Here is a 25,044-nt window from a genome sequence, read left to right as displayed (position 1 = left end):
TCCGGTCGTGCGGGTGGTGCGGGCGGCTACTCCGAGTGCGAGGCGGAGCGGCGGCGGCGGAGCACCGTCAGCGCGATGCCGGCGAGCAGCAGCAGAGCCGCGCCTCCTGCGGAGGAGGCCGCGTCGACGCCGGTGTTCGCGAGCGGTCCGGAGTGCGAGCCCCCGGCGACGGGGACGGGCGTGGCGGAGGGCAGCGGCACCGGGGTGGCCGTCGGCTGCTCGGTCGGCTCGGGCTGGCCGGGCTCAGGCTGGCCGGGCGCGGGCGTGCCGGGCTGGCCGGGCGTGCCGGGCGTGCCGGGCTCGGCCGGGACCTCGGCCGCGACCGACGTCAGCGACCAGTTCTGGTCGAAGAAGTCCGCCTGGTCGATCACGCCGCGCGCGCTCGCCCAGTCGATCAGCAGCTGCCGGATCTCGAGCCGCTCGTCGTAGACGAGGGGAGCCGCGGCGACGGCCGGGTAGGCCCCGCCACCGCTCTGCCGGTAGTTGTTGACGGCCATCACGAAGCGGTCGTCGTCGGCGACGGGGGTGCCGTCGAGCTGCGTCAGGTCGCGGATCCGGGAGCCGGCCGGCTGCGAGATGTCGATGACGTAGTCGAGGCCCGAGAGCGCGTCGTAGTTGTAGTCCGGGATGCCCGTGGGGCGGTCCGCGGTGATCGCGTTCGTGCCGGTGGCCGGGTCGAACGGAGCGCCCGGGGCGACCTGGTTGAAGTAGCGCGCCGAGTACTCGAGGTAGTCGCGCACCTCCGCGCCCGTCATCTCGACGCCCCGGAGGGTGTTCTCGTAGATGTAGAGACCGGCGATGTCGCGGATCGTGACCTGCCCCTTCGGGAAGACCGCGGTGCGCGAGAACGGCGACGCCTGCGAGATGACCGGGACGTCGGCCCACTCCGTGCCCTCGAGCGCGGCGTCGACCGTCTCGGCCTGGACGTTGTTGATGAAGTCGATGATCGGGGTGTCCTCGTAGCGCGAGGTCTCGGCCGAGAGCTCCTCGAGCGACTCGGCCACGGGGGTGTTCACGTACTCGATCGTGGTCGCGTGCGGCTCGGCGAGGGCGTCGACCACGGCGGTCGACTCCTCGGCGATGTCGCGCGCGTAGACCGGGGTGACGACGGGAGCGCTGCCCTCGGTCCAGTCGACCTGCAGGTCGCCCGCGGCGTCCTTCACCAGGTTCAGGGTCACCTCGGTGAGCCCCTGCGCCCAGAAGTACGGCTGGGTGACGAGGACCTGCTCGCCGGCGACGTTCGTGTAGAGCGTCTCGGGGACGTCCTGGTGGCTGTGGCCGGCGACGACCACGTCGATGCCGGGGACCTGCGTCGCGATGTTGTTGACGACGTCCTCGTTGAGGTCGGCCGGGTCGTACTCGGCGTCCGGGACGGTGCCCTGGCCGGTGTGCGCGAGGACGACGACCACGTCGGCCTCGGCCTCGACCTTCGGGACCCACTCCTTCGCGGTCTCGACCATGTCGCGGAACTCGAGCACGCCGTCGACGTACTGCTTGTCCCAGACGCGGACGCCCGGGGTGACCAGGCCGAGCACGCCGACCCGCACGGTCTCGCCGTCGATCTCGCGCTCGATCACGGTGTACGGCTTCTGGTACGGCTCGCCGGTCGCGACGTCGACGACGTTCGCGCCGAGCAGCGGGGCGTTCAGATCGCCCTCGTAGGCGCTCAGCATGTCGAGGCCGTAGTTGAACTCGTGGTTGCCGACGACCTGCGCGTCGTAGCCGATGGTGTTGAACGCGGTGGCCATCGGGTGCGTCGTCTCGCCCGAGAGGACGCCCGCGGCGCCGTCGCCGAGGCCGTAGTAGTAGGTGAGGGGCGTGCCCTGGATCGCGTCGCCGTTGTCGAAGACGAGGACGGAGTCGTCGCCCTTCTCGGCGCGGAGGCGGTCGACCTCGGTCGCGACGCGGGTGAGGCCGAGCGTGTCCTCGCCCTCGTAGGGCGCGTTCGCGAAGTAGTCCCAGTTGTAGACGTGCCCGTGCGTGTCGGTCGTCGACACCAGGGTGAGCTCGACGCCGTCGTCGAGGGTGGCCGCGCTCGCGAGGGGAGCGGCGGTGGCCGCCCCGAGCGCGATGACGGCGAGGAGGCTTGCGGCGCGGAGTGTGCGCATCGGTTTCCTGTTCGCGTGATCGGTGGAGTGTGAACGCCTTCGAATCTATGCGCCGGGTGTGAACGCGTCGTTACGGGTTCGAGAGCATCGCTCGGCTATCGGTCGGACGGGGCGGATCGCGTCCCCTTTGTGCACTCCCTCTCAATGCTGAGGGTATGTCAACTAGGCTGCGGCGGACACGTGGCAGGACGTCACCCTCAGGGAATCGTCGTCCGCGCCCCCGTGCGGAGCTCGGCATCATGCTGCGGAGGACTGGACTCGAAGGGAAGGGCGTCGGTGATGGTGTCTGGTGCTTCCCCTCGCGGCGGTGGCGTCGAGGGCCTGCTGGTTCCCGTGCTGGTGTCCGTTCCGCTCTTCGGGCTCCTTCTCGCGGCCCACGCGTGGATCGAGGCGTCGATTTTCGCCGGGGCGGCCGTGCTCACCGTGACCACCCGCGCGATCCTCGCTCGAACCCACGCGCCCGAGGAGAGGAAGAACGGGAGAGCGCAGCGAGAGTTCGGCCGCAACGCCCTGCTGGACGACTCTCGCGCTGAGTTGGAATGATGCCTGGCGACGAGGGGATCGACCGGCTGCTCGATCGCGGAGGTGTCGGTTTCACCGGCTCGGCCGGAGTCGAGGCCTTCTACGTCCTGTGCAGCCCGTGCTCATCGCCGGCGGACGAGAAGTGCATCGAGCTCACGTTCAGCCGGGAGTTCGTCCAGCTCGGAGATGTGCGGACCGATGTCGTCGTCAAGTGGGGGCGTGAGGAGAACGTCCGCGCCTGGCTCGCGGCTCTGGTCGAGGAGTTCGACGTCGAGGTCGGTCCGCCTCTCATGGAGGCGGCCGCCATCGAATTCGTCGTGAGGAGTCCGTTCAATGACGCGGGTGAGGAGCCGATCTATGCCCTGCACCCCTGGAGACGCTTCGAGACGAACAGCGGTGAGAGCAACACGGGAAGCGAGTCCTGATCTATGGACTCGGTGACTCGGCTCGGAACGCTGCTGGCGCGCGAGGGTCGCCTCGTCGCGGTGGAGCGGGACGGGCGGCTGCTGCGGGTGGCCTCCCTCAGCGGAGGCGGACTGTCGGCCGCCGTCGTCGCGTCGGCGAGTCGGTCGATGCACGTCGCGGCGATCTCCGGAGTGCACCGCACGGCGTTCTGCCTCCTTCGCGACGACGTCCCTGAAGCGTCGGTCGCCGAGCCGGTGGTGTGGGCGGTCCGTCGCCGGCGCGGGCTCGTCCGCGATCCGATCCTCGGCGCGGAGCGGAGGCTGCGGGTGCTCGGAAGGGTCTTCGTGCTCGGAGGCAGATCACCCTGTCGGTGTCGGGACGTCCATGCTGATCGAGTAGCCCGCGGAGCGGGCGTATCGAGATCCACCAGCGTCAGAAGGACGAGTCTGCAGATCCGCCCTGCTGATGAGGGCGGGTCTCGATACGCCCCTGCGGGGCTGCTCGACCAGCATGGGGACGCCCCTGCGGGGCTGCTCGACCAGCAGGAAGGGCCTCCGCCGCGTCCGAGTGAGACGGTAGTGATCGGGGGAGTGGCGGCGGCCCTCCCGTAAACTGGCTCGGGCTGGTCGCCCTGTCGCGACTCCTCCGTCGCACGGCCGGCCCCGCACCCGGCGTCTCCGGGTACTGCCGTTTCGCACAGCGAAGGACACGCCATGCCAGCAATCGTCATCACCGGCGCCCAGTGGGGCGACGAGGGCAAGGGACGCGCGACCGACCTGCTCGGCAGCCGCGTCGACTACGTCGTCAAGTTCAACGGCGGCAACAACGCCGGGCACACGGTCGTCGTGGGCGACGAGAAGTACGCGCTGCACCTGCTGCCCTCGGGCATCCTCACGCCGGGCGTCGTCCCCGTCATCGCGAACGGCGTCGTCGTCGACATCGAGGTGCTCTTCCACGAGCTCGAGGCGCTGAGCGCCCGCGGCGTCGACGTCTCGAAGCTGCTCGTCAGCGCCAACGCGCATGTGATCACCAGCTACCACCGCACCCTCGACAAGGTGACGGAGCGCTTCCTCGGCAAGCGCCAGATCGGCACCACCGGCCGCGGCATCGGCCCGGCCTACGCCGACAAGATCAACCGCGTCGGCATCCGGATCCAGGACCTCTTCGACGAGAACATCCTCCGGCAGAAGATCGAGGGCGCCCTCGACCAGAAGAACCACCTGCTGGTGAAGGTCTACAACCGCCGCGCGATCCTGGTCGAGCAGGTCATGGAGGACCTGCTGCAGTACACGGAGCGCCTGCGCCCGATGGTCGCGGACACCTCGCTCGTCCTCGCCCGGGCGCTCGACGCCGGCAAGACGGTGCTCTTCGAGGCCGGCCAGGCCACGATGCTCGACGTCGACCACGGCACCTACCCGTTCGTCACCTCCTCCAACGCGACCTCGGGCGGCGCGGCCACCGGCTCCGGAGTGGCGCCCAACCGCATCGAGCGCGTCATCGCGGTCATCAAGGCGTACACGACCCGCGTCGGCGCCGGCCCGTTCCCGACCGAGCTGTTCGACGAGTGGGGCGAGTACCTGCGCAAGCAGGGCTTCGAGTTCGGCACCACCACCGGCCGCCCGCGCCGCTGCGGCTGGTACGACGCCCCGATCGCCCGCTACTCCGCGCGGATCAACGGCGTCACCGACTTCGTGCTGACCAAGCTCGACGTGCTCTCGGGCCTGGAGACCATCCCGGTCTGCGTCGCCTACGAGGTCGACGGCGTGCGCCACGACGAGGTCCCCGTCTCGCAGAGCGACTTCCACCACGCGAAGCCGATCTACGAGGAGTTCCCCGGCTGGCAGGAGGACATCACCGGCTGCCGCGAGTTCGCCGACCTGCCGCAGGCCGCGCAGGACTACGTCCGCGCCCTCGAGGCGATGAGCGGCGCCCGCTTCTCCGCGATCGGCGTCGGACCGGAGCGCGAGCAGGTCGTCGTCCTGCACGACCTCCTCGACTGAGGCGCGACGGGGTCGACCCGCTTCGAGACCCGTCCGCGTCGGCAGCGATGCGCACGACGGCCGCGGGCGGGGGATGATCGGCTGGTGCAGATCTACGCCGACCTCCCCGCCGTCCGCGCCCGGCAGATCACGGCCGACGCCCTCGCGCTCGCCGTCGCGGTGATCGCGATCGCGGCCGGGATCGCCGTCGGCTCGCTGATCGCGGGCCTCGCCGAGATCGGCCGCCGCCTCGAGAGCGCGGGCAGCGGCTTCGGCTCGACCATGAGCGACGCCGGCTCGACGCTCGGCGGCATCCCGCTGCTCGGCGACGCCGTGCGCGCGCCGTTCGACGAGGCCAGCGGCGCCGGAGCGGTGCTCGCCGCGGCCGGCCGCGACCAGCAGCAGCTCGCGAGCGCGCTGGCGATCGTGGCCGGCCTCGCGATCGGCGGGCTGCCGCTGCTCCTGCTCGCCGTGGTCTGGCTCCGCCCGCGCCTGCGCTTCGCCCGCCGCACCGCCGAGCTGCGTGCCCTCGGCACGACCCCCGGCGGCGCCGAGCTGCTGGCCCTCCGCGCCCTCACCGAGGCGACCCCGCGCGAGATCCTCGCCGCCCACCCGGCCGCCGTCCCCGCCTGGCGCGCCGGCGACCCCGCCGCCACCGCCGCCCTCTCCGCCCTCACCCTCCGCCGAGCCGGCCTCCGCCCCTGACGCCGCCCCCTGACGCGCGCGCCGATCCCCGCCGCGAGATGCCACTTATGAGCACGACACGCCGCGGATCCCGCTCATAAGTGGCATCTCGCGGGGGCCGCAGGGACCAGCACGGGTCACCCGGGAGGATGACGGCGGCGGCCACCCGGGGCGACGCCCGCGACAGAGGCGGCTCCGTAGCGTCGGAGACATGCAGAACCAGACCTCCTCCGTCGTGGCGCGCGTCGAGGGCGTGCGCAAGCTCTACGGCAGCACGACGCCCGTCGTCGCCCTCGACGACGTCACCCTCTCGATCGAGCGCGGCGAGTTCACCGCGGTGATGGGCCCCAGCGGCTCCGGCAAGTCGACGCTGATGCACGTGCTCGCCGGCCTCGACACCGCCTCGGCCGGCCGCGTCTTCCTCGGCGACGTCGAGATCACCGCGATGGGCGACGCTGAGCTCACCGTGCTCCGCCGGCGCAGCGTCGGCTTCGTCTTCCAGGCGTTCAACCTCGTCCCGACCCTCGACGTGCGCGGCAACATCCGCCTCCCGTTCGAGCTCGACGGTCGCCGCGTCACGGCCGAGGAGGAGGAGTGGATCGCCCGCCTGATCGAGTCCCTCGGACTCCGCGAGCGCCTCACCCACCGCCCGCACGAGCTCTCCGGCGGCCAGCAGCAGCGCGTCGCCATCGCCCGCGCCCTGGCCACCCGCCCGCAGCTGATCTTCGCCGACGAGCCGACCGGCAACCTCGACTCGCGCACCGGCCGCGAGGTGCTCAGCCTCCTCCGCGCCTCGACCCGCGAGTACGGCCAGTCGATCGCGATGGTCACCCACGACCCGATCGCCGCGGCATTCGCCGACCGCATCGTCTTCCTCCGCGACGGGGCCGTCGTCGACGACCGCCGCGGGATGAGCGCCGAGGAGATCTCTCGCGCGATGCTCTCGATGGAGGGAGCGTCGTGAGCGCCCGCACGGGCCTCCGGGCCGCGTCCGGCCAGGGCGGCGGCGCGATCATCACGGTCGCCGCGCTCTCGGCCGCGTTCGGCGGAGTCCTGGTGATGGTCATCGCCGACATGGTGGCGGCGTTCTACGCCGCCGGTCTCGACGGCATCGCGCAGGCCGCGACGACCTTGGGCGTGGTCGGCGGCGTCTTCTTCGGCATCGCCGTCTTCGTCGGCGCGATCGTCACCTCCAACGCGGTGTCGACGGTCATCGCCGGCCGCACCCGCGAGATCGCGCTGCTGCGCCTGCTGGGCGCCTCCGGACGCTCGCTCCGCGCCGAGGTGGTGCGGACGGGCCTCGTGCAGGGGCTGATCGGCGCGGCCCTCGGCCTCGTCGCCGCCGTCGTCCTGGTGGCCGTGGGCGCCGAGATCGCCTTCAGCACCGGGACCCTCACGCGCATCGCCGTGCCGCTCGCCTCGCCGGGACTGCTGCTGCCGGGCCTCGCCGTGATCGTCTCGACCGTCGTCGCCTCCTGGGCCGGATCCCGCCGGGTGCTCTCGGTCGCGCCGTCGCAGGCCGCCGGCTCCGCCGCCGAGCCCCGCTACGACGAGCTCCGCGGACGCACGGGCCGGAACGTCCTGGCGATCGTCCTCCTCGTGGTCGGCGTCCTGCTCCTCGTGATCGGCGTCGTGGTCGGGCTGGTCAGCCCGCTCGGCGTCCTGATCGGCCTCGCCGGTGGCATGCTCTCCTTCACCGGGGTGGTCCTCGGTGCGCCGGTGCTGCTCCCGCCGCTGATCTCGCTGGTCGGCCGGGCCTTCGGCGGCAGCCCCGTCGCGCGCCTCGCCTCAGCGAACGCCACCCGCAACCCCGCCAGGAGCGCGCGCGCCGTCATCGGCCTCGTGATCGGAGTGACGCTCGTCACGATGTTCGCGGTGGCCGCTGCGACCTTCTCGTCGATCATGCGCGCCTCGAGCGAGATGAGCCCGGAGATCTTCGCGGCGCTCGACCAGTTCGTCGCGGTCAGCACGGCGATCATGAGCGTGCTGCTCGGCTTCTCGGTGCTGCTCGCGGCCGTGGGCATGGTCAACACGCTCTCGCTGAGCGTGCTGCAGCGCCGCCGCGAGCTGGGACTGCTCCGCGCGCTCGGCTTCACGGGCTCGCAGGTGCAATGGATGGTCGTCGTCGAGGCGGCGCAGATGGTGATCGCCGCGGCGCTGCTGGGTCTCGTCCTCGGCGCGTTCTACGGCTGGGCCGGCGCGGTCGCGATCTTCGGCTCGCTGCCGGGCATCGGACTGGTGCCGCCGACGATCCCGGTCGGGATCCTGGTCGCCGTCGTCCTGGTCAGCATCGTCCTCACCGCCGTCTCCGCGGTCCTGCCGGCCCGCCGCGCGACCCGGGTGCCGCCGGTGGAGGCGCTCGCCGTCGCCTGAGCGCGCCGGCCGCTCGGCTCGCGAGCGGCTCGAACCACCGGGCCGCTCGAACGACCGAGCGGCTCACACCACCGAGAAGCCGTCCGCGAGGCGCTCCCGCCCGCTCAGCGCGAGCAGGAGCTCCTCGCCCCGTCCCGCCCGAGCGGCGAGCGCCCCCGCCATCGCGGAGCAGGCCTCGACCGCCTCGGGCGGGATCTCGTGCGCGAGGCCCGTCGCCCGCGACAGGTCGAGGGCGTGCACGACCAGCTCGAGCACACGGGTCCGCAGGTACTCGTCCAGCGCCAGGGCGTGCTCGCCGATCGCGACGAGGCGCCCGGGCGGTTGCTGCGTGAGCAGCGCGAGGGCGCGCTGCAGCGACGACGCGATCACCTCGGCCGGGTGCTCGCCGAGCAGCGCCCCGGTCTCGACGCCCCGCCGCGCCACGGCCGCGGGGTCGGCGCGTCCGCCGGCCAGGGCCGCGTAGTAGCCGAGCGCGTCGGGCACGGTCGCGGCGGCCGGCTCCTCCGCGAGCAGGTACGTCTCGACCGTCGTGATCGCCCGCGAGGCGTGCCCGGTCAGGCCGCGGACGTCCCAGACGCCCAGCCCTGGCAGCGCCCACTGCTCGTCCCCGATCCGCTCGACCAGGCGGAGCAGGGCGCCGGCCGAGGAGGCGAACATCGCGGTGCTGTCCATGGACCTCATGCTGGCACGCGTCCTGGACTCCTCAGCGGGCCGCAGTGGCCCCAGAATGTCCGGATGAGCAGCCCCGCCTCGCCCGATCGTCCCGGCCGTCCTGTCCGCCCGGCGCCCGCGGTGCTGACCGGCCGCCTCGTCGTCCTCGAGCCGCTCACCGAGGAGCACCTGGAGCCGCTCCGGGCCGCGATCGGCCGCCCCGAGGTGTTCGCCGCGGGCTACGGCGGCGGGCCCTCGGGCCTCCCCGACGGCGCCGAGGCGTTCCGCGCCTTCGCCCGGCGCTACTACCCGTGGGAGACCGGCAATCCCTCCGCCGTGCTCGTCGACGGCCGGGTCGTCGGCACCTCCTCGCTGACCGACTTCGACGAGCGGCGGGAGGCGGCGCACCTCGGCTGGACCGCCTACGCCCCCGAGGTCTGGGGCACGGCCGTGAACCCCGAGACCAAGCTCCTCCTGCTCGGCCTGGCCTTCGACAGCGGCTTCTCGCGGGTGAAGCTGCAGGCGGACGCGGCGAACGCGCGCTCCCGCGCGGCGATCCTCCGCCTCGGCGCGGTCTTCGAGGGCGTGCTGCGGCACGACCAGCGGCGGGCGGACGGCTCCTGGCGCGACACGGCGGTGCACTCGATCCTGGTGGAGGAGTGGCCGGCGGTCCGCGAGGGGCTCGAGCGGAGGATCGAGGCGCTATCAAGCCCGGTCCCGCCGCGCAACCCGGATGCTCCGATCGGGCGCTGAGCGGTAGGAAGGACGCATGGAACGCATCCACTACGCCGGCAGCTCGGTGCTCACCGGCAGCCGGATCGCGCACTCGCTCGTCGGCTACGCGGAGGCCCTCGCGCTGCGCAAGGGCGCGATGTCGGTCGACATCCCGATCCGGCGCTCCACCGGCGAGCTCGGCCGGGCGACCCTGCTGATCGGTCCGGCCAGCCAGCTCTTCTCGGAGACCGAGGACGACGGCGGCGAGGAGATCGTGGACGCGGCCCTGGTCGAGAGGCTCGCGAAGGAGACGGCGCGGCTCGGAGTGTCCCAGCCGCTGGCCGAGGAGGGCGACTCGTCCTCGCCGCACCTGTCCGACCTCGAGATCCCGCACTTCGATTCGGATGACGATCGACGCTGAGCGTCGGACCCGGGGCGGTTAGAATCGCCCCGTACCGTCCGGCCGTGCCCCCGCCGGCTGGACTGCACTGCGAACGGAGACCGCCCTCATGGGCCGATTGATCTACGACTCGACTCTCGAAGCCGACTTCGACGACCGACTGCTCGCCCATCTGCAGATCGTCATCGGCTCGAAGCTGTCGCGCAACGAGTCCTTCTACCTCTCGTGGAAGGACTCGCAGTCCGTCGGCGACGGTCGCACGTCGATCTGGCTGCACCCGGCGATCCCGCTGCGCTTCAAGTACCACGGCGGCCGCGCGCCGGCCATCAACCCCGACTGGATCCGCCAGCTCCTGGCCGATTCGCACAGCGCCCACGGCCTGCGCATCAGCGAGGAGCCGCACGGCGGAGCCCGCCAGAGCGAGGAGGGCCTGCTGTGAAGCGCGTCGAGCTGATCTACGGCGGCACCCCCTACAGCCTGCACGACACCACCGCCGCGGAGGTCCGTGCGAGCGTCGAGGAGGCGCTCGACGGCACCGCCTCGCGCTGGCTGACCGTCAACCAGGGCGAGGGCCAGCCCCGCGAGACGTCGATCCTGATCACGCCGGGAGTGGCCTTCTCCGTCGCCGACGTCGCGCACTGACCGCCGCCGGCTGAGCCGCCGATCCTGACCACTGATCCTGACCGGCGCGTCCTGAGCCGCACGTTCCGGGCCGCCGTCCCGGACCGCTCCCGCGTCAGCCTGTGAGCAGCGCCGGGAACTCGCCCGGGATCTCGCGCGCGAGGTAGCCGGCCGGGCCGAGCCTGCGCACGAGGACCGAGTCGGCCTCGGTGTGCAGGAAGGCACCCCACGCCGCGGCGCCCTGCGGGTCGAGGCCCCGTGCGCGGAGCCCGGCCGTCGCGCCGGCGAGGACGTCGCCGCTGCCCGCCGTCGCGAGGCCGGGGTGCTCGCCCTCGATGCGGACGGCGTCGCCGTCGGGCGCCGCGATCACGTTGAAGAGGCTGACGACCGCTCCGTAGCGCTGCGCGACGGCGATCGCGGCGGCCTCCACGTCGTCCACCTCCGCGCCGAGCAGCCGCGCGGCCTCCTCCGTGTTCGGCGTCAGGAGCAGGCGGCCGGCGAGGGCGCGGGCGACGCGCCGCTGGCCCGGCAGCACGCCGAGCGGGAAGGCGTCGAGGTGCACAGCGGGGACGTCGGCGAGCAGCGGAGCGATCGCGCGCAGCGTCGCGGCGGTCGCCTTCGGGTCGTCGAGTCCGGGGCCGATCAGCGCGACGTCGGCGGAGCCCAGCTCGCCTTCCAGCGCGGAGAGCCCACGGCCCGAGATCGAGCCGCCGCGGGTCTCCTCCAGCGGCACGACGCCGCACTCGGGCAGCGCGACGGCGGTGGCGGAGGCGACGGACTCGGCGACGCAGAGGGTGATCCGGCCCGCGCCGACCCGGAGGGCCGCGATCCCGGCGAGGATCGCCGCTCCGGGCGTCTTGCGGGCGCCGCCGACCACGACCACGTCACCGCGGGCGTGCTTCGATCCCGCCGGGTCGGGCAGCGGCCAGCGCCGTTCGAGCAGGGCGCGGTCGACGACGGCGCTCCTGTGCGCGGTCTCGCTCCTGTGCCGGGTCTCGCTCATGAGCCGGTCCTTCCTCGCGGGTCGTCGACGGCGGTGTCGACGGCGGTGTCCTCGCCGGTGTCGTGGCGGGTGACCGGCGCGCTCGACTCCTCGAGGTGCGCGGTCTCGTTGAAGCGCTCGAGCGTCCAGGCGTCGCCGTCGCGGACGAGCCGGGTGACGGAGGCGTTCGCGACCGGGGTCGCCCGGCCGATGTCGAGCAGCTCGCGCTCGGTGAGGCCCTCGCAGACCGAGCGGATGATCAGGACGACGGCGTCGTGGCAGAACAGCGCGACCGGTCCGGCCGGCGCGACGACGTCGAGGTGGTCGAGGAACGAGCGCACCCGCTGGGCGAGGTCGGTCCAGGACTCGCCGCCCGGCGGGCGGTAGTAGAACTTGCCGAGCCAGTCCCGCCGCGCCGCCTCCTCGGGGAATCGCGCGCGGAAGCCCGCGGTGGTCAGGCGGTCGGCGATGCCGAGATCGCGGTCGCGGAGCCGCTCGTCGAGGCGGGGCACGAGGTCGAGGCCCGCCTCCTCGAAGGCCAGCTGCGCCGTCGAGGACGCGCGCAGGTACGGCGAGGACCAGGCGGCGACCGGGGCGTTGCCGTCGGCGAGCCAGCGGCCGAGCGCGCGGGCCTGCTCGCGGCCGGCCGGGGACAGCTCGACGTCGGGGTCGCGCCGGTCGACGGCGATGTCGTGGGCGCCCTCCGCCTCGGCGGCGCTCGCCGCGATGTTGGCGACGCTCTCGCCGTGGCGCACGAGGAGGAGCTCGGTGGGGCCGGAGGTGCGCGGGCCGGGGCTGGTGGAGGAGCTCATCGCTCCATGCTCCGCTCCGGCGCCCGCCCGGCCGAGGGGGTTCCGCGCGGTGCGGAGCAGTTGCTACGCGGCTAGGGTCGGTCGGGTGAAGCTGATGCGGACGCGACCGGCCCCGACGACCTCCCCGGCCCGCGCGACCCCGCCGGCCCTGCTGATCGGCGCGGCCCTGGCGGTGCTCGCGCTCGCCGGCTGCACCGCTCCCGCGCCGGACGTGGTCGTGTCGAACGACGTGGCGCCCCGCGAGGAGTCGCGCGACCGCGTGCTCGCGCTCGTCTCCTCCCTCGCCGGGCCGCAGGACGACGCCTTCGGCTACGCCCGGCTCGCGAGCGACCAGGCCGTCGAGGGCGTGGACCTGATCGGGATCGAGTCCTACGACGCTCTCAGCGAGGGCGGCGAGTTCGGGGCGCTGTCGTTCCGCACACCGGTCGACGCCGCGGCCTTCCCGGACGTGGCCGATCTGCCGGAGGCCTACTGCTTCCGCGCGCCGTTCGCCGCGGCGGGTGCCGTGGTCGACGACGCCGACGGCGGAGGCGTGGCGGTCATCGAGTGCCCGGCCGACGCCGAGACGATCACTCCGCCGGCCGAGTAGGCGCGTCCACCGCGGCGACGACCGCCGCGAGCGTCTCCGGGTCGCTGAGGATGCGGAAGTGCCCGCCGGTCTCGATCCGCACGTTGACCGCGCCCTCGAGCATGCTGCCCTCGGGGATGTGCGGGTCGAAGAGGCCGAAGACCGAGGTGATCCGCGCGTTCGCGCCCGCCCGGCTGGAGAGCAGCAGGGTCGTCGCGTCTCGGGGCGAGAACGAGCGGAGGCTCTTCAGCAGCAGGTAGGGCGCGTAGCGCGAGCCGCCGAACGGCGTGGCGACCGCCACCATCCGGTCGACGCGGCCGTCGGGGTCGAGCTCGGTCATCACGTACTTGCCGATCAGGCCGCCCTTGCTGTGCGCGACGATCACCACGTCGCGGAGGTCGTGCTCGGCGAGGTAGGCGGCCACGTCCTCCGCGGTGCGGGCGACCGGGCGGCCGTTCCAGCCGAGGCTGGTGAGCACGTGCATCGGGTGGCCGCGGTGGTGCAGCGGGTCGATGATCGGTCGGAGGAAGGCCCAGGTCTCCCAGATCCCGGGCAGGACCACGATCGGCCGCTCCGTGCCGTCGAGGTAGTCGTCGGGGGCGCGGCGGGAGACGAAGGCGCGGACCTGCCAGGCGACGGCGTAGGCGTAGTCGCGGATCCACCAGACGGCGTCGCGGACGAGGTGCGTCATGCGGGCACCGGGGACGGGTCGGCGTCGGGCGCGGGGGCGGGGCCGGGCGCGGGGGCGGCGTCGGGCGCAGGGGCGGCGTCGGGCGCGCGGGCGATGTCGGCGGCGAAGGACGCCAGGGCGAGCGCGAGCGACTCCGGCTGCGTGCGCGGGACCACGTGGCGGGAGCCGGCGAATTCGAGGAGGCGCCCGTCGGCGGCGTGGGCGAGGAGGCGCTCGCACCAGTCGCGGGTGGCGATCGGATCGTCCCGTCCGCGCACGATCAGCACGGGCGCGCTGACCGCGGCCAGCCGCCGCTGGATCGGGTAGTGCAGCATCTCGGGCAGCTGGCGCAGGTACCAGCCGAGACCGCCGCGGACGTAGTCGGCGAAGAGCAGGGCGTCGACGCCGAGCGGCTCGCCCAGGCAGTCGCGGGCGAGCGCGAGGCCCTGCCGGACGGCACCGGGGCGCTGCGGATCGACGACCGGGCCGATCAGGACCGCGCCCGCGACGAGGCCGGGCGCGCGGGCGGCGAGCTCGACCGCCACCTGGGCGCCCATCGAGTGGCCGACGACGACCGCCCGGGTGACGCCGCGCTCCGCCAGCGCTCTCTCGACCAGGCGGGCGTGGTCGGCGATGCCGACGCGGCGGCGGGGCGAGCGGTTGGCGCCGAAGCCGGCGAGGTCGACGGCGACGACGCGGCCGTGCGCGCGGAGGGTGACGGCGAGGGTCGAGAAGGTGTGGTGCGACATCCCGATGCCGTGGATCAGGACGAAGGTGTGCTCGGCGTCGGCGCGACCGGTCGCGAGGGTCCGGAGCTCGATCCCGTCGATCCGGTGGCGGACGACGGGCGAGGGGCGGGACATGCCCTCCAGGCTAGGCACGGCGCTGCCGGCGCGCGCGGGGGTGCGCGGCGCCGGTCGGGTGGGCTAGGCGGTCGGGCGGGGCGGTCGGCGGGGCGGGGAGTGTCAAGCGGCTGCTGCGGCGGGGGAGCGGTGCCTAGCCTCGGAGCAGGACGGCGGATGCCGCCCGCGGAGGGACATCATGCGGATCGCGATCGTCGGAGCGACGGGCAACCTGGGCACGGCCCTGCTGAGGCGCCTTCAGCGGGAGGACGCGGTGACAGAGATCGTCGGGATCGCCCGGCGCGAGCCGCGACCCGGAGCGGACGAGTACCGCGACGTCCGCTGGCACGAGGTCGACGTGGCCTCGAGCGACGCCGAGCGGCAGCTGCGGGAGGCGTTCACCGGCGTGGACGCGGTCGTGCACCTGGCCTGGGCGCTGCAGCCGAGCCACGACGAGCCGTTCCAGCGTCTGGTCGACGTCGGCGGGACCGCGGCGGTGCTGGCGGCCGCGGCGGCGAGCGGAGTCGGCCAGGTCGCGGTGGCGTCGTCCGTCGGCGCCTACAGTGCGGCGCCGAAGAGCCTGCGCGTCGACGAGAGCTGGCCGACCGGCGGGCTGCACACCTCGACCTACAGCCGGCACAAGGCGGCGAACGAGCGCGCGATGGACGTGTTCGAGACGGAGCACCCGGAGGTGGTGCTCACCCGGCTGCGCCCGGGGCTCGTGTTCCAGCGCGGGGCGGCGACCGAGATCGCCGGGCTCTTCGCCGGGCCGCGGTACCCGACGCGCTGGCTGCGGGCGGTCCGGCCGCCGGTGCTGCCGCTGCCGCGGACGCTGATCTTCCAGGGCGTGCACGCCGACGACGTCGCGGACGCGTTCTGGCGCGCGCTCGACCGCCGGGCGGGCGGGGCCTTCAACATCGCCGCGGAGCCGGTGCTCACGCCGCAGCGGATCGCGGACGTCGTCGGCGCGCGGCTCGTGACGGTGCCGGTGGGGTTGCTCCGCTCGATCGTCACCGCGACCTGGCGGCTGCGGCTGCAGCGCACCGACGCGGGCTGGCTCGACATCGCGACGAACACGCCGGTCATGTCGACGGAGAAGGCGCGCACCGTCCTCGGCTGGGAGCCGACGACCACCGCCGAGGAGGCGCTGCGCGAGCTGCTCGACGGCCTCGCCGACCGCGCGACGGTCGCCGGCTCGCCGCCGCTGCGCGGCTGACCGCGGATCTCGATACGCCCTCTGCGAGGGCTACTCGATCAGCAGGAAGAGGCCCTCCGGCGCGAGCATGCGAAGAAAGGCTCGAACGCGCTGCACGGCGTGGGCGGGCACGCGCGTTCCATGCTGGTCGAGGAGCGCGCAGCGCCCTTCATGCTGGTCGAGTAGCCGCGCAGCGGCGTATCGAGACCCGCCCACCGGATGACGGTGGATCTCGATACGCCCTCTGCGAGGGCTACTCGATCAGCAGGAACCGCGCGAGGGCTGCTCGCTCGGCATCAGCAGGCCTACTCCGCGGCGACGCGGATGAGCACCTTGCCCGTCACTCCGCTCTCGACGGCGTCGTGGGCGGCGGCGGTCTCCTCGAGCGGGAACCAGGTCAGCGGCAGGCCGGCCTCCTCGCCGACGGGGAGGGCGCCGTCGCGCAGGGCCGCGGTGATGTCCTCCGCCGCGGCCTGGAGCGGCGCCTCGCCGACCGTGTAGAGCAGCAGACCCTGCCAGCGGGCGTTCTTGGCGAAGCTCGGCACGATCGGGATGGTGAACTCGTCGCCGTTGTTGTTCGCGTAGTAGCCGATGCTGCCGTGGTTCGCGAGCACCTCGACATCGAGGGCGGCGTTCTGCGTCGGCGCCACCTCGACGATCTGCTGGACGCCGTCGGGAGCGATCTCGAGGATCCTCTCCGCGAGCTGCTCGTCCGGGTACTGCAGGACGTGCTGCGCGCCGGCGGCCGTCGCGAGACGCGCCTTCGCGTCGCTGCTCACGGTGGCGATGACGGTCGCTCCGGCCCAGACCGCGAGCTGGATGGCGGCGTGACCGACCGCTCCCGCGCCGCCCTGCACCAGGACGGTGCGGCCGGCGAGCGCGCCGGGGGAGAGGCGGACGGGCCCCTCCTCGTGCACGGTGAGGGCGCGGTGCGCGGTCATCGCGGGGACGCCGAGGCTCGCTCCGAGCTCGGCGCCGATGCCCTCGGGCAGGCGCACGACGTGCTCGGCGGCGAGGACGGTCGACTCCTGCGCGGAGCCGGTCGGCCGCTGGTGGGCGGCGAGGTAGAACCAGACGCGGTCGCCGACCGCGAACCCGTCGACGCCCTCGCCGACGGCGTCGATCACGCCGGCGCCGTCCTGATTGGGGACGACCTCGTCGAAGGGCGGCTCGCCACCGGCGCGCGCCTTCCAGTCGGTCGGATTGACGCCCGAGACGAGGACGCGCACGCGCACCTCGCCGGCGCCCGGCGTGCCGGCCTCCCGGTCGACGAGCGAGAGGACGGAGGAGGAACCGGAGCGGGAGTAGACGATGGATCGCATACGACCCAGAAGCCCCGCGAGCCGCCCCCTATTCCCGCGCACCCCGTCCCAGACAGCGAGATGCCACTTGTGTACGCGACACGCCGTGAAAGGCGTACACAAGTGGCATCTCGCGGAGAGGGGGAGTTACGAGCGGTCGCTGTCCTGCGTCACGTTCTCCTGCACCGCGTGCTTGGCCTCGCGGGCGGAGTCCTTGACGTCCTCGGCGGCGGATCCACCCGCCTCCTTGACGTTCTGCGCGGCGTCGGTCGCGGTGTCCTTCACCGAGGCGAACGCCTGCTGCGCCGGCTCGCGCAGCTCGTTCGCGACGTCCTTCGCGGCACCGGTCACGGAGTCGACGACGGGCTGCGCCTGCTCCTTGACCTTGCCGGCCGCGTCCTTCTCGGCGTCCGAGGCGGGGATGAGCGAGGCGATCAGGAGCCCGGCGCCGAAGGCCATCAGGCCCACAGCGAAGGGGTTGCCGTTCGCCTTGCTCTTCACCGCTCCGGCCGTGCCGGAGAGCGAGTCGCCGGCGTCGTGCGCCGAGCCCATCACCCGGTCGCGCACGGAGCCGACGGCTGCCTTGACCTTGTCGGTCTGGCGGTCGACGATCGCGCTCGGGCTGACCTTCTCGGCCAGCGCGTCCACGTCTCCGCCGAGCTCGAGCCGCGTGCGCTCGATGTCGGCCCGGATCTCCTCCGGAGTCTTGCTCTGTCCTGCGTCGTACGTCATCGTCCTGCCCCGTTCGGCTTGAGGGTTTCGGGAATCTGCTTGAGGGTGTCGACCGTCTCGGGGACTCCGTCGACCTGCTTGAGGCTCTTGCGGCCGACGGCGAAGAGGATCGCCGCGACGACGCCCCAGATCACGGCGACGATCACACCCGACCAGCCGTTGCCGACCAGTGTCCCGAGCGCCCACCAGAGGGCGATCGAGAGGAAGAGCACGGCCATCAGCGCCGCGTAGCCCGCACCGCCGAGGAGTCCGGCGCCCTTCCCGGCCTTGCCGGCCGACTCCTTGATCTCGGCCTTCGCCAGCGCCATCTCCTGGCGGATCAGCGTCGAGAGGTCGCGGGAGACCTCGCCGAGCAGATCGCCCAGGGAGGTCGAGCCCGCGCGCTCTCCGGGCGTCGGCTCGGCGGAGGCGCGATGCGCGCCCAGCGGATCGCTCACGGCCGGGTTCCGTTCGGGAAGGCGTCGTAGCCGGGCGTGATCGGCGTGCTCAGCGGGTCGGCGACCGGCTCGGTCGGCGCGAAATCGCCGCGCTCGTCGAACGCGGTCGTCGTGGTCGCGCCACCGGAGTAGTCCGCGGCGGCGGGAGCGGCGAACTCGGGTCCGGAGGTGTCCGCGGTCGCGGCCTTCTCGTCCTTCGCCTCGGCGGTCAGCGCGCGGACGAGGCGTCCGGCGACCAGGCCGGTCGCGGCGGCGATCAGGATGAACGCACCCGGACGGCGGCGCGCGAACGACCGGACGTCGTCCAGCAGCTCGGAGGGGTCGCGGTTCTCGAGCCACGAGGCGACGCCCTGGACGCGCTCGGCGGCCTGCGAGACGAGCTTCGACGCCGCGTTGTCGTCGCCGCCCTCGCCGTTCGCGAGTGCGGTGAGGTCGTCGCTGAAGGCGCGGGCGCCCTTGGCGGCGTTCTCCTTCTGGGCGTGCGCCTGCTCGGTGAGCTGGGTGCGGCTCTGGTCGAGGAGGTCCTTGACCTGCACCTTCGCCTCCTGGGCGACGTTGGCGGCCTCCTCCTTGCCGGTGGCGAGCACGTCGCCCGCGGCCTGCTTGGCGTCGCCGGCGACGGCGCCGGCCTGCTCCTTCGCAGCGCCCGCGGTCTCGGCGGCCTTCTCCTTGGCGGAGCCGGCGGCGTCCGAGACGCTGCCCGAGGTGCCCCCGCCGACGCTGTGCGCGCTGGAGGTCGTGTCCGTGGTCGTCGTGTCCGACGAGTACGGCTCGGAGGTGAGCGGTGCTCCGTAGGTGCTGTCGGTGCTGTCGTACGAGGGGTCGGCGGCGCGGGCGTTCGCCGCGCCGTCTCCGAACGGAGGTGAAGCGGGATCGATGTTCGACATCGTCTGTCCCTTCCAGGATCGAGAAATGGTGGTCTGCGTGCCGGCGTCGCCAGTCTGGGCAGTGCGCCGCGCACCGAGATAGGGCGTAGCGGACAGAAGGCGTGAGGGCGTACGATCCCGCGCATCCGTGCTCTGACGCCCGGGCGGCGCTTCCTGGACGTCGGCTCCGGATCCGGTGGACCGGCGCGTCAAGCCCTTCTCGTCGGCGAAGAGCGCTGCCTAGCGTCGACGGGGACGGGGGCACGACCGCCCCGTCTCCGCTTCCGGAAAGGCACCCCATGCTCAGCACTCGACCGTCCCGCACCGTGCGCGTCCTCGGCGCGCTCGGCGCCTCCGCCCTGACCATCGGCCTGCTCGCGGGCTGCACCGGCGACGCGCAGACCCCGAACCAGTCCGGGAGCGCCGTGCCCACCAGCGCCGATGACGGCTCGACCCGCACGCCCACGATGGAGCCGACGCAGACCGCGCCGTCGGACACCGCGACGCCCGTCATGTGACCCCGCCGGGAGCGGGCAACCGACGATCGTGGCACCTCGGCGATCGTCCGGGCAAGCCCCTTCCGGCTCCCAGCCGACGAGCAGAAACGGCTCCTACCTTCGGGTGACAGTTCAGCGCACGACGATCACGAAGGAGGCACCACTATGGGGCTCGATGACAAGATCAAGAACGCCGCTCAGGACATCGCCGGCAAGGCGAAGGAAGCCCTGGGCGACCACAAGAACGACGACAGCCTGAAGGCCGAGGGCCAGAAGGACCAGGCCTCGGCCTCCGCGAAGCAGACCGGCGAGGACATCAAGGACGTCTTCAAGTAGGTCTACCCCGCACCACGACTCAGGCGGCGCCCCCTCGGGGACGCCGCCTTCGTCGTGTCCCGGCGGAGGGATCTCGATACGCCGCGTCCCGCGGCTACTCGATCAGCATGAGCGGCCCATGCTGGTCGAGTATCGCCGGAGGCGCATATCGAGACCCCACGCCGCCCGCTACGGCTGCAGGACGACCTTGATGCAGCCGTCCTCCTTCTTCTGGAAGGTCTCGTAGAGGCCGGGGGCGTCCTCGAGGGGGGCGCGGTGGGTGACGAGGTCGTTGACGCCCAGCGGGTCGCTCGAGTCCTCGACCAGCGGCAGCAGGTCGTCGATCCAGCGCTTCACGTTGCACTGGCCCATCGTCAGGGTGATCTGCTTGTCGAACATCGACTTCAGCGGCAGCGGGTCCGCCTCGCCGCCGTAGACACCGCTCAGCGAGACCGTGCCGCCGCGGCGCACCAGGTCGAGCGAGGAGACGACCGCGGCGAGCCGGTCGACGCCGACCGTGTCCATCGCCTTCCGCGCGATCGGGTCGGGGAGCAGCCCGGCGACGGTCTGCGCGAACGAGCCCATCGGCGAGCCGTGCGCCTCCATGCCGACCGCGTCGACGACGGAGTCGGGGCCGCGGCCCTCGGTGAGGTCGCGCAACTGGTCGTTGATGTCGTCCGTGAAGTCGAAGACCTCGATGCCGTGACGGGCGGCCATCGCGCGGCGCTCGGCGACCGGGTCGACCGCGAGCACGCGGTAGCCCTTGTGCGCGCCGATGCGGGCGGCGAACTGGCCGACCGGGCCGAGGCCGAAGACGACGAGCGAGCCGCCGTCGGGCACGTTCGCGTACTCGACGCCCTGCCAGGCCGTCGGCACGATGTCGCTGAGGAAGAGGTAGTTCTCGTCCGGCAGGACGGTGTCGACGACGACGGTGTTGTAGTCGGCGAGCGGCACGCGGAGGAACTCCGCCTGGCCGCCGGGGACCTGGCCGTACATCTTCGTGTAGCCGAAGAGCGAGGCTCCGGAGCCGTACTCGGTCACCTGGGTGGTCTCGCACTGCGACTGCAGGCCGCGACGGCACATGAAGCACTCGCCGCAGGAGATGTTGAACGGGACGACGACGCGGTCGCCGACCTTGAGCTTGGTGATGCCCGCGCCGACCTCCTCGACGACGCCCATCGGCTCGTGGCCGAGGATGTCGCCCTTGTCGAGGTACGGGCCGAGCAGGCGGTAAAGGTGCAGGTCGGAGCCGCAGATGGCGGTCGAGGTGATCCGGACGATGGCGTCCGTCGGCTGCTGGATGCGGGGATCGGGAACCGTCTCGACCGAGACCTTCTCGACGCCCTGCCACGTGAGTGCGCGCATGCTTCCTCCTTCTCCCGGCGCTGACGCCGGTGGTTCTCCGGCGCTCGCCGGGTACCTCTCCAGGCCACACCCGGCGGCGCGGAGTCGCGAGGGGGTTGACGGCCGGACGGCGCGGTTCGGAGGCTCTTCCCGGGTGAGGGCCGTGCCGAGCGCCGGCGATGTCGAGAGGACGTGCACCCGACGCTCACCCCGCTCCCGGCCGCGCAGTGGTGTGATGGAGGGATGGATGCTCTCTACACCGCCATCGCCCACGCCTCCGGTGGAGGACGCGACGGCCACGTCCGCACCGAGGACGACCGGCTCGACCTCGACACCCGCCCGCCCCAGGAGCTCGGCGGCTCCGGCGAGGGCACGAACCCCGAGCAGCTCTTCGCCGCCGGCTTCGCGGCCTGCTTCCTCAGCGCGCTGCACGGCTCCGGCAAGGCGCTCTCGATCGACACCACCGACGCGCAGGTGTCGGCGAGCGTCTCGATCGGCAAGAACGACGACGGCGGCTTCGGCCTCGCGGTCGAGCTCGACATCTATGTCCCCAAGGCGAGCTCGGAGGACGCGCACGCCGTCGCCGAGAAGGCGCACACCATGTGCCCGTACTCGAACGCGACCCGCGGCAACGTGGACGTCGTCCTCAACATCGTCGACTGACGCCGCCTCTCCTCGAAGGCCCCTGCCCGGTGACGGGCGGGGGCCTTCGACGTGCCGCCGCCTTCGGCTCGTGATTCCGGCTCCGGCTCGCGGGAATCGCGGGATTCGACGTGCCGGAAGCGTTTGTGCGTGCCGGGGGTCGGTGGGGTCGAGCTTCGGCTCGTGATTCTGGCTGGGGCTCGTGGAAATCGCGAGATTTCGCGTGCCCGGGGTGTTTCTGCGTGCCGGAGCTTGGCGGGGGTCGAGCTCGGGCTCGTGATTACGGGTCGGGCTCGCGGGAACTGCGGCTTTCGGCGTGCCGGAGGTGCCTCCGCGAGCCGGAGGTCTGCCACGGCAGGAGTGCGTCGTGCCCGTCCGTTAGGGTCGGAGGCATGATCGAGGAACCGTCGCGCGAGGGGTCGGACGCCGAGGCGCTGGCCGAGCTCGAGCAGATCCGTCAGAGCATCGACAACATCGACGCGGCGCTGATCCACCTGCTCGCCGAGCGCTTCAAGTTCACCCAGAAGGTCGGGCGGCTGAAGGCGGCGCACGGCCTGCCGCCCGCCGACCTCGACCGCGAGTCGCGCCAGATCGCGCGGCTGCGGGCGCTGGCGGAGGACGCGCACCTCGACCCGGCCTTCGCGGAGAAGTTCCTCGGCTTCATCGTCGCCGAGGTCATCCACCACCACGAGCAGATCGCGAGCGGCGCGGCGGACTGAGGGCGGCCCGGCGGGCTTGCCTGCGGGTCTCGATACGCCGCCTCCGGCGGCTACTCGACCAGCATGGGTGCGGGCCTGCGGCGGTTACCCGACCAGCATGGATGGGCGCCCGCCCGACATGCTGGGCGGCCGCTCACCGAGCGGCCCCCGCTTCATGCTGATCGAGTAGCCCGCGCAGCGGGCGTATCGAGATCCACCAGCGTCAGAAGTGGAGTCTGCGGACCCGGCCTGCTGACGACGGCGGGTCTCGATACGCCGCCTCCGGCGGCTGCTCGACCAGCATGGGAGGCGCCTGCGGCGGCCGCTCCGTGATGCTGGACGTCCTGACCCCTTCCGCGAGATGCCACTTGTGCACGCTCGACACGGCGTGTCGCGTGCACATGTGGCATCTCGCGGAGGGGAGGGGTCAGGCCTCGACGGGGCGGGTCAGGGCGCGGACCGAGGTGACGCGGCGGCGGGCGATGGCGGCGACCGTCAGCAGGAGGCCGAAGAGCAGCCAGATCAGCAGGCCGACCACCGCGGCGCCGGCGCCGCCGGTGCCCTCGACCACGCCGGCCAGCGCGTTCTGCGCGGCCGAGAGCGGCAGGAAGGCGAGGGCGTCGTCGAAGACGCCCGGGACGGTCGAGATGATGCCGGCGCCGAGGCCGATCACCGCGGCGACCATCGAGAGGAACCGGCCGAGCCCGCCGAGCAGCGCGACCAGTCCCTGGTTCACGGCGGCGAACGAGGCCCCCGCGAGCATCGCCAGCGCGGCGAAGCCGAACCAGGTCACGAGGTCCAGGCTCGCGACCGCGCTCATCACGATCGCGACGGCGAGGCCCTGCACGAGTCCGATCACGAGGGCCGGCACGTAGGAGGACAGCGCCAGCGCCGCGGAGGAGCGGGTCGAGGAGAGCGCGCGGTGCGAGAACGCGGCGAGGACGAGGAAGGTCGCCAGGGCACCGAGCCAGAGCGCGATCGTCGCGAAGAACGGCACGCTCGACGCTCCGAAGAGGTCCGTGCTGGTGCCGCTCGAGTTCTCGACCGGGTCGGAGACGACGTCGGCGAGGTTCTGCGACTCCGACTCCGTGTACGTCGGCAGCTGGGCCACCGCGGCGTCGAGGCCGGTCGCGAGCGAGCGGGTGCCGTCGGCGAGCTGGAGGGCGCCGTCCGAGACTCCGCCCGCGCCGTCGGCGAGCTGTCGTGCTCCGTCGGCCGCCGAGGAGGCGCCGGTCGAGAGCTGCGCGGCTCCGTCCGCGGCCGAGGTCGCGCCGGTCGCCAGCTGGCGGGCGCCGTCGGCGGCGGAGGCGGCGCCGGTGGCGAGCTGCGACGCTCCGCCGGCGGCCGTCGCGGCGCCGGTCGAGAGCTGGCCCAGGCCGCCCGCGAGGGCGGTCGCTCCGTCGGCGACGCCGCGCGCTCCGGCGGCCGACTGCGCGGTCCCGGCGACGAGCGACGGCTGACCGTTCACTCCGTCGGTGATGCCGGCCGAGATGCCCGCGGCGTACTGAGCGGTCGCGCCCGCCTGGTAGAGCGCGCCGGCCTGGTTCGTGGTGTCGAGCTGGCTGCCGGCTTCCGCGAGGATGGCGGCGCAGACGGGGTCGGTCGCGGCGCAGGACTGCGCGAGCGCGGCGATGGTGCCGAGCGAGGTGCCGGTGGTGGTCGCGGACTGGGCGGCGAGCCCGGAGGCGGTCGCGGCGGTGTCGCCCAGCGCCGAGACTCCCGCGGCGAGCCCGTCGAGGCCGTCCGCGAGCGAGCCCGCGCCGGTCGCGAGCTGCGTCGCGCCGTCGGCCGACTGCTGCGCGCCGGTCGCGAGCTGCGAGACCCCGCCCGAGAGGTCGGAGGCGCCGGTGCCGACCTGCGCGACGCCGTCCGCCAGGGAGGACGCGCCGGTGCCGAGCTGCGCCACTCCGTCCGAGAGGCCGGAGGCGCCGGTGGCGAGGTCGTCGATGCCGTCCGCGAGCGTGCTGGTGCCGTCGGCGAGCGTCGAGGCGCCGGTGCCGAGCTGGTCGGCGCCGTCCGCGAGCGTGCCCGCGCCGTCGGCGGCCTGGCCGATCTGCTCGTTCAGGGTGTTGAAGCCGACGTAGATGTTCTCGAGGTAGGCGGTGGTCAGCTGCGTGTTCAGCAGCGCCGTCGCCGTGCTGGTGACCGTCGCCGAGATGGCGTCGTCGACGAGCTTCGCCTTCTCGCTGGTGGTGATGTCGATCGTGGCCTTCGTCGCGGCGGCGGCGTCTCCGGCGTAGGAGGTCGCGGCAGCGGAGAACGAGGACGGGATGGTGACGACGGTCGCGTAGCTGCCGTCGGCGAGGCCCTTCGCCGCGTCGTCCTTGTCGGTGAGGACCCAGGTGAAGTTGCCGGTCGAGTCGGAGCCCGAGACGTTCGCCGCGGGGCTCGAGGAGGGGGAGGGAGTGCCGGACGCGGAGGGCGCGGGCGTCGCCGCGTCCGTCTCCCCGCCGGTGACGAGCCCGGCCGCGAGCTGGCGGCCGAGCGGCACGGTCTGCCCGTTGAGCTCGACGGGGGTGTCCTCGTTCACGACCGCGGCCGTGATGGTGTCGAGGCGCTCGGTCGGGTTCCACAGCGCCCAGACGAGCAGGCCGCCGATGACCAGCGGGACGAGGACGATGCCGAGAAGGGTCACCCAGGACACCTTCTTGACGCCGCGGGGGCGTTCGAGGGAGAAGAGAGCCAT

At 73.1% G+C, this 25,044-nt stretch carries 28 protein-coding genes; 16 read left to right on the top strand and 12 right to left on the bottom strand.

Annotated features, from left to right (window positions below; translation table 11 throughout):
* Window positions 1–26: 26 nt before the first annotated feature.
* Complete coding sequence (locus MT350_RS00300; RefSeq protein ID WP_243599341.1) at window positions 27–2,108, bottom strand: 5'-nucleotidase C-terminal domain-containing protein; 2,082 nt, start codon at window positions 2,106–2,108, stop codon at window positions 27–29.
* Window positions 2,109–2,387: 279 nt separating this feature from the next.
* Between MT350_RS00300 and MT350_RS00295 the strand changes: the two genes are divergently transcribed.
* The 6 genes from MT350_RS00295 to MT350_RS20305 all read left to right on the top strand — a co-directional run bounded on the left by MT350_RS00295 (window position 2,388) and on the right by MT350_RS20305 (window position 8,071).
* Window positions 2,388–2,651, top strand: a complete 264-nt coding sequence (locus MT350_RS00295; RefSeq protein WP_243599340.1) for a hypothetical protein — start codon at window positions 2,388–2,390, stop codon at window positions 2,649–2,651.
* Complete coding sequence (locus tag MT350_RS00290; RefSeq protein WP_243599339.1) at window positions 2,651–3,055, top strand: hypothetical protein; 405 nt, start codon at window positions 2,651–2,653, stop codon at window positions 3,053–3,055. Before MT350_RS00295 ends, MT350_RS00290 begins: the two co-directional genes overlap by 1 nt.
* A 693-nt stretch (window positions 3,056–3,748) precedes the next feature.
* Window positions 3,749–5,035 (top strand): adenylosuccinate synthase, encoded by a 1,287-nt coding sequence (locus MT350_RS00285; RefSeq protein ID WP_123736253.1) that lies wholly within the window; start codon window positions 3,749–3,751, stop codon window positions 5,033–5,035.
* Between the two features lie 84 nt (window positions 5,036–5,119).
* A complete protein-coding gene (locus MT350_RS00280; protein ID WP_243599338.1) occupies window positions 5,120–5,719 on the top strand; it encodes a hypothetical protein in 600 nt (199 codons plus the stop codon).
* A 190-nt stretch (window positions 5,720–5,909) separates the two neighbouring features.
* Window positions 5,910–6,662: an ABC transporter ATP-binding protein gene (locus MT350_RS00275; RefSeq protein ID WP_243615228.1), complete on the top strand. Its 753-nt coding sequence runs from the start codon at window positions 5,910–5,912 to the stop codon at window positions 6,660–6,662.
* A complete protein-coding gene (locus tag MT350_RS20305) occupies window positions 6,659–8,071 on the top strand; it encodes an FtsX-like permease family protein (protein WP_243615227.1) in 1,413 nt (470 codons plus the stop codon). Before MT350_RS00275 ends, MT350_RS20305 begins: the two co-directional genes overlap by 4 nt.
* A gap of 63 nt (window positions 8,072–8,134) precedes the next feature.
* Here MT350_RS20305 and MT350_RS00265 read toward each other — a convergent pair whose 3' ends face one another.
* Complete coding sequence (locus MT350_RS00265; RefSeq protein WP_243615226.1) at window positions 8,135–8,743, bottom strand: maleylpyruvate isomerase N-terminal domain-containing protein; 609 nt, start codon at window positions 8,741–8,743, stop codon at window positions 8,135–8,137.
* Between the two features lie 63 nt (window positions 8,744–8,806).
* Between MT350_RS00265 and MT350_RS00260 the strand changes: the two genes are divergently transcribed.
* From MT350_RS00260 to MT350_RS00245, 4 genes are all read left to right on the top strand, one after another.
* A complete protein-coding gene (locus MT350_RS00260; protein ID WP_243599335.1) occupies window positions 8,807–9,475 on the top strand; it encodes a GNAT family N-acetyltransferase in 669 nt (222 codons plus the stop codon).
* Window positions 9,476–9,491: 16 nt separating this feature from the next.
* Window positions 9,492–9,857 (top strand): hypothetical protein, encoded by a 366-nt coding sequence (locus MT350_RS00255; RefSeq protein WP_123706004.1) that lies wholly within the window; start codon window positions 9,492–9,494, stop codon window positions 9,855–9,857.
* An 88-nt stretch (window positions 9,858–9,945) separates the two neighbouring features.
* Complete coding sequence (locus tag MT350_RS00250) at window positions 9,946–10,275, top strand: ATP-dependent DNA ligase (RefSeq protein ID WP_123447118.1); 330 nt, start codon at window positions 9,946–9,948, stop codon at window positions 10,273–10,275.
* Window positions 10,272–10,478 carry a hypothetical protein gene (locus MT350_RS00245; protein WP_243599334.1) on the top strand — a complete coding sequence of 69 codons (207 nt, stop codon included), beginning with the start codon at window positions 10,272–10,274 and terminating at the stop codon, window positions 10,476–10,478. Before MT350_RS00250 ends, MT350_RS00245 begins: the two co-directional genes overlap by 4 nt.
* 94 nt (window positions 10,479–10,572) lie before the next feature.
* Here MT350_RS00245 and MT350_RS00240 read toward each other — a convergent pair whose 3' ends face one another.
* Together MT350_RS00240 and MT350_RS00235 are read right to left on the bottom strand one after the other, a co-directional pair.
* A complete protein-coding gene (locus MT350_RS00240; RefSeq protein WP_123736259.1) occupies window positions 10,573–11,460 on the bottom strand; it encodes an ADP/ATP-dependent (S)-NAD(P)H-hydrate dehydratase in 888 nt (295 codons plus the stop codon).
* The gene (locus tag MT350_RS00235; RefSeq protein WP_243599333.1) at window positions 11,457–12,251 is read right to left on the bottom strand and encodes a histidine phosphatase family protein; all 795 of its coding nucleotides are present in this window, start codon (window positions 12,249–12,251) and stop codon (window positions 11,457–11,459) included. The genes MT350_RS00240 and MT350_RS00235 overlap by 4 nt, the downstream gene beginning before the upstream one ends.
* A gap of 85 nt (window positions 12,252–12,336) precedes the next feature.
* Between MT350_RS00235 and MT350_RS00230 the strand changes: the two genes are divergently transcribed.
* Complete coding sequence (locus tag MT350_RS00230) at window positions 12,337–12,840, top strand: hypothetical protein (RefSeq protein WP_243599332.1); 504 nt, start codon at window positions 12,337–12,339, stop codon at window positions 12,838–12,840.
* Here MT350_RS00230 and MT350_RS00225 read toward each other — a convergent pair.
* Window positions 12,821–13,510, bottom strand: a complete 690-nt coding sequence (locus MT350_RS00225; protein ID WP_243599331.1) for a triacylglycerol lipase — start codon at window positions 13,508–13,510, stop codon at window positions 12,821–12,823. The two genes, MT350_RS00230 and MT350_RS00225, sit on opposite strands and share 20 nt — an antisense overlap.
* A complete protein-coding gene (locus MT350_RS00220) occupies window positions 13,507–14,352 on the bottom strand; it encodes an alpha/beta fold hydrolase (RefSeq protein ID WP_243615225.1) in 846 nt (281 codons plus the stop codon). The genes MT350_RS00225 and MT350_RS00220 overlap by 4 nt, the downstream gene beginning before the upstream one ends.
* Window positions 14,353–14,530: 178 nt before the next feature.
* Between MT350_RS00220 and MT350_RS00215 the strand changes: the two genes are divergently transcribed.
* Complete coding sequence (locus MT350_RS00215; protein WP_243615224.1) at window positions 14,531–15,547, top strand: NAD-dependent epimerase/dehydratase family protein; 1,017 nt, start codon at window positions 14,531–14,533, stop codon at window positions 15,545–15,547.
* 284 nt (window positions 15,548–15,831) lie between these two features.
* On the opposite strand, the gene MT350_RS00210 is transcribed toward MT350_RS00215, so the two are convergent.
* The 4 genes from MT350_RS00210 to MT350_RS00195 all read right to left on the bottom strand — a co-directional run bounded on the left by MT350_RS00210 (window position 15,832) and on the right by MT350_RS00195 (window position 18,883).
* Complete coding sequence (locus MT350_RS00210) at window positions 15,832–16,848, bottom strand: NADPH:quinone reductase (RefSeq protein ID WP_243599328.1); 1,017 nt, start codon at window positions 16,846–16,848, stop codon at window positions 15,832–15,834.
* Between the two features lie 126 nt (window positions 16,849–16,974).
* Complete coding sequence (locus MT350_RS00205) at window positions 16,975–17,559, bottom strand: DUF3618 domain-containing protein (protein ID WP_243599327.1); 585 nt, start codon at window positions 17,557–17,559, stop codon at window positions 16,975–16,977.
* The gene (locus MT350_RS00200) at window positions 17,556–17,996 is read right to left on the bottom strand and encodes a phage holin family protein (RefSeq protein WP_372487831.1); all 441 of its coding nucleotides are present in this window, start codon (window positions 17,994–17,996) and stop codon (window positions 17,556–17,558) included. Before MT350_RS00200 ends, MT350_RS00205 begins: the two co-directional genes overlap by 4 nt.
* Complete coding sequence (locus tag MT350_RS00195; protein ID WP_243599326.1) at window positions 17,993–18,883, bottom strand: hypothetical protein; 891 nt, start codon at window positions 18,881–18,883, stop codon at window positions 17,993–17,995. Before MT350_RS00195 ends, MT350_RS00200 begins: the two co-directional genes overlap by 4 nt.
* Before the next feature lie 278 nt (window positions 18,884–19,161).
* Here MT350_RS00195 and MT350_RS00190 point away from each other — a divergent pair, with 278 nt between their 5' ends.
* On the top strand, window positions 19,162–19,380 hold the full coding sequence (locus MT350_RS00190) for a hypothetical protein (protein ID WP_123447108.1): 219 nt from the start codon (window positions 19,162–19,164) through the stop codon (window positions 19,378–19,380).
* 144 nt (window positions 19,381–19,524) lie between these two features.
* Window positions 19,525–19,695, top strand: a complete 171-nt coding sequence (locus tag MT350_RS00185) for a CsbD family protein (RefSeq protein ID WP_123447107.1) — start codon at window positions 19,525–19,527, stop codon at window positions 19,693–19,695.
* A gap of 168 nt (window positions 19,696–19,863) precedes the next feature.
* On the opposite strand, the gene MT350_RS00180 is transcribed toward MT350_RS00185, so the two are convergent.
* Window positions 19,864–21,039: a zinc-dependent alcohol dehydrogenase gene (locus MT350_RS00180; protein ID WP_123736269.1), complete on the bottom strand. Its 1,176-nt coding sequence runs from the start codon at window positions 21,037–21,039 to the stop codon at window positions 19,864–19,866.
* Between the two features lie 222 nt (window positions 21,040–21,261).
* Between MT350_RS00180 and MT350_RS00175 the strand changes: the two genes are divergently transcribed.
* Complete coding sequence (locus MT350_RS00175; protein WP_123736270.1) at window positions 21,262–21,681, top strand: organic hydroperoxide resistance protein; 420 nt, start codon at window positions 21,262–21,264, stop codon at window positions 21,679–21,681.
* A 371-nt stretch (window positions 21,682–22,052) separates the two neighbouring features.
* Window positions 22,053–22,379, top strand: coding sequence for a chorismate mutase (locus MT350_RS00170; RefSeq protein ID WP_132437413.1), 327 nt, complete (start codon window positions 22,053–22,055; stop codon window positions 22,377–22,379).
* Window positions 22,380–22,785: 406 nt separating this feature from the next.
* Here the strand turns inward: MT350_RS00170 and MT350_RS00165 are convergent, their stop codons facing one another.
* Complete coding sequence (locus MT350_RS00165; protein WP_243615223.1) at window positions 22,786–25,044, bottom strand: YhgE/Pip domain-containing protein; 2,259 nt, start codon at window positions 25,042–25,044, stop codon at window positions 22,786–22,788.

It is taken from the genome of Rathayibacter sp. VKM Ac-2928 (genome assembly GCF_022815545.1).
Classification (GTDB): domain Bacteria; phylum Actinomycetota; class Actinomycetes; order Actinomycetales; family Microbacteriaceae; genus Rathayibacter; species Rathayibacter festucae.
The sequence above is the reverse complement of the archived record's forward strand: the minus strand, read 5'-3'. Positions and strand labels throughout refer to the sequence as shown.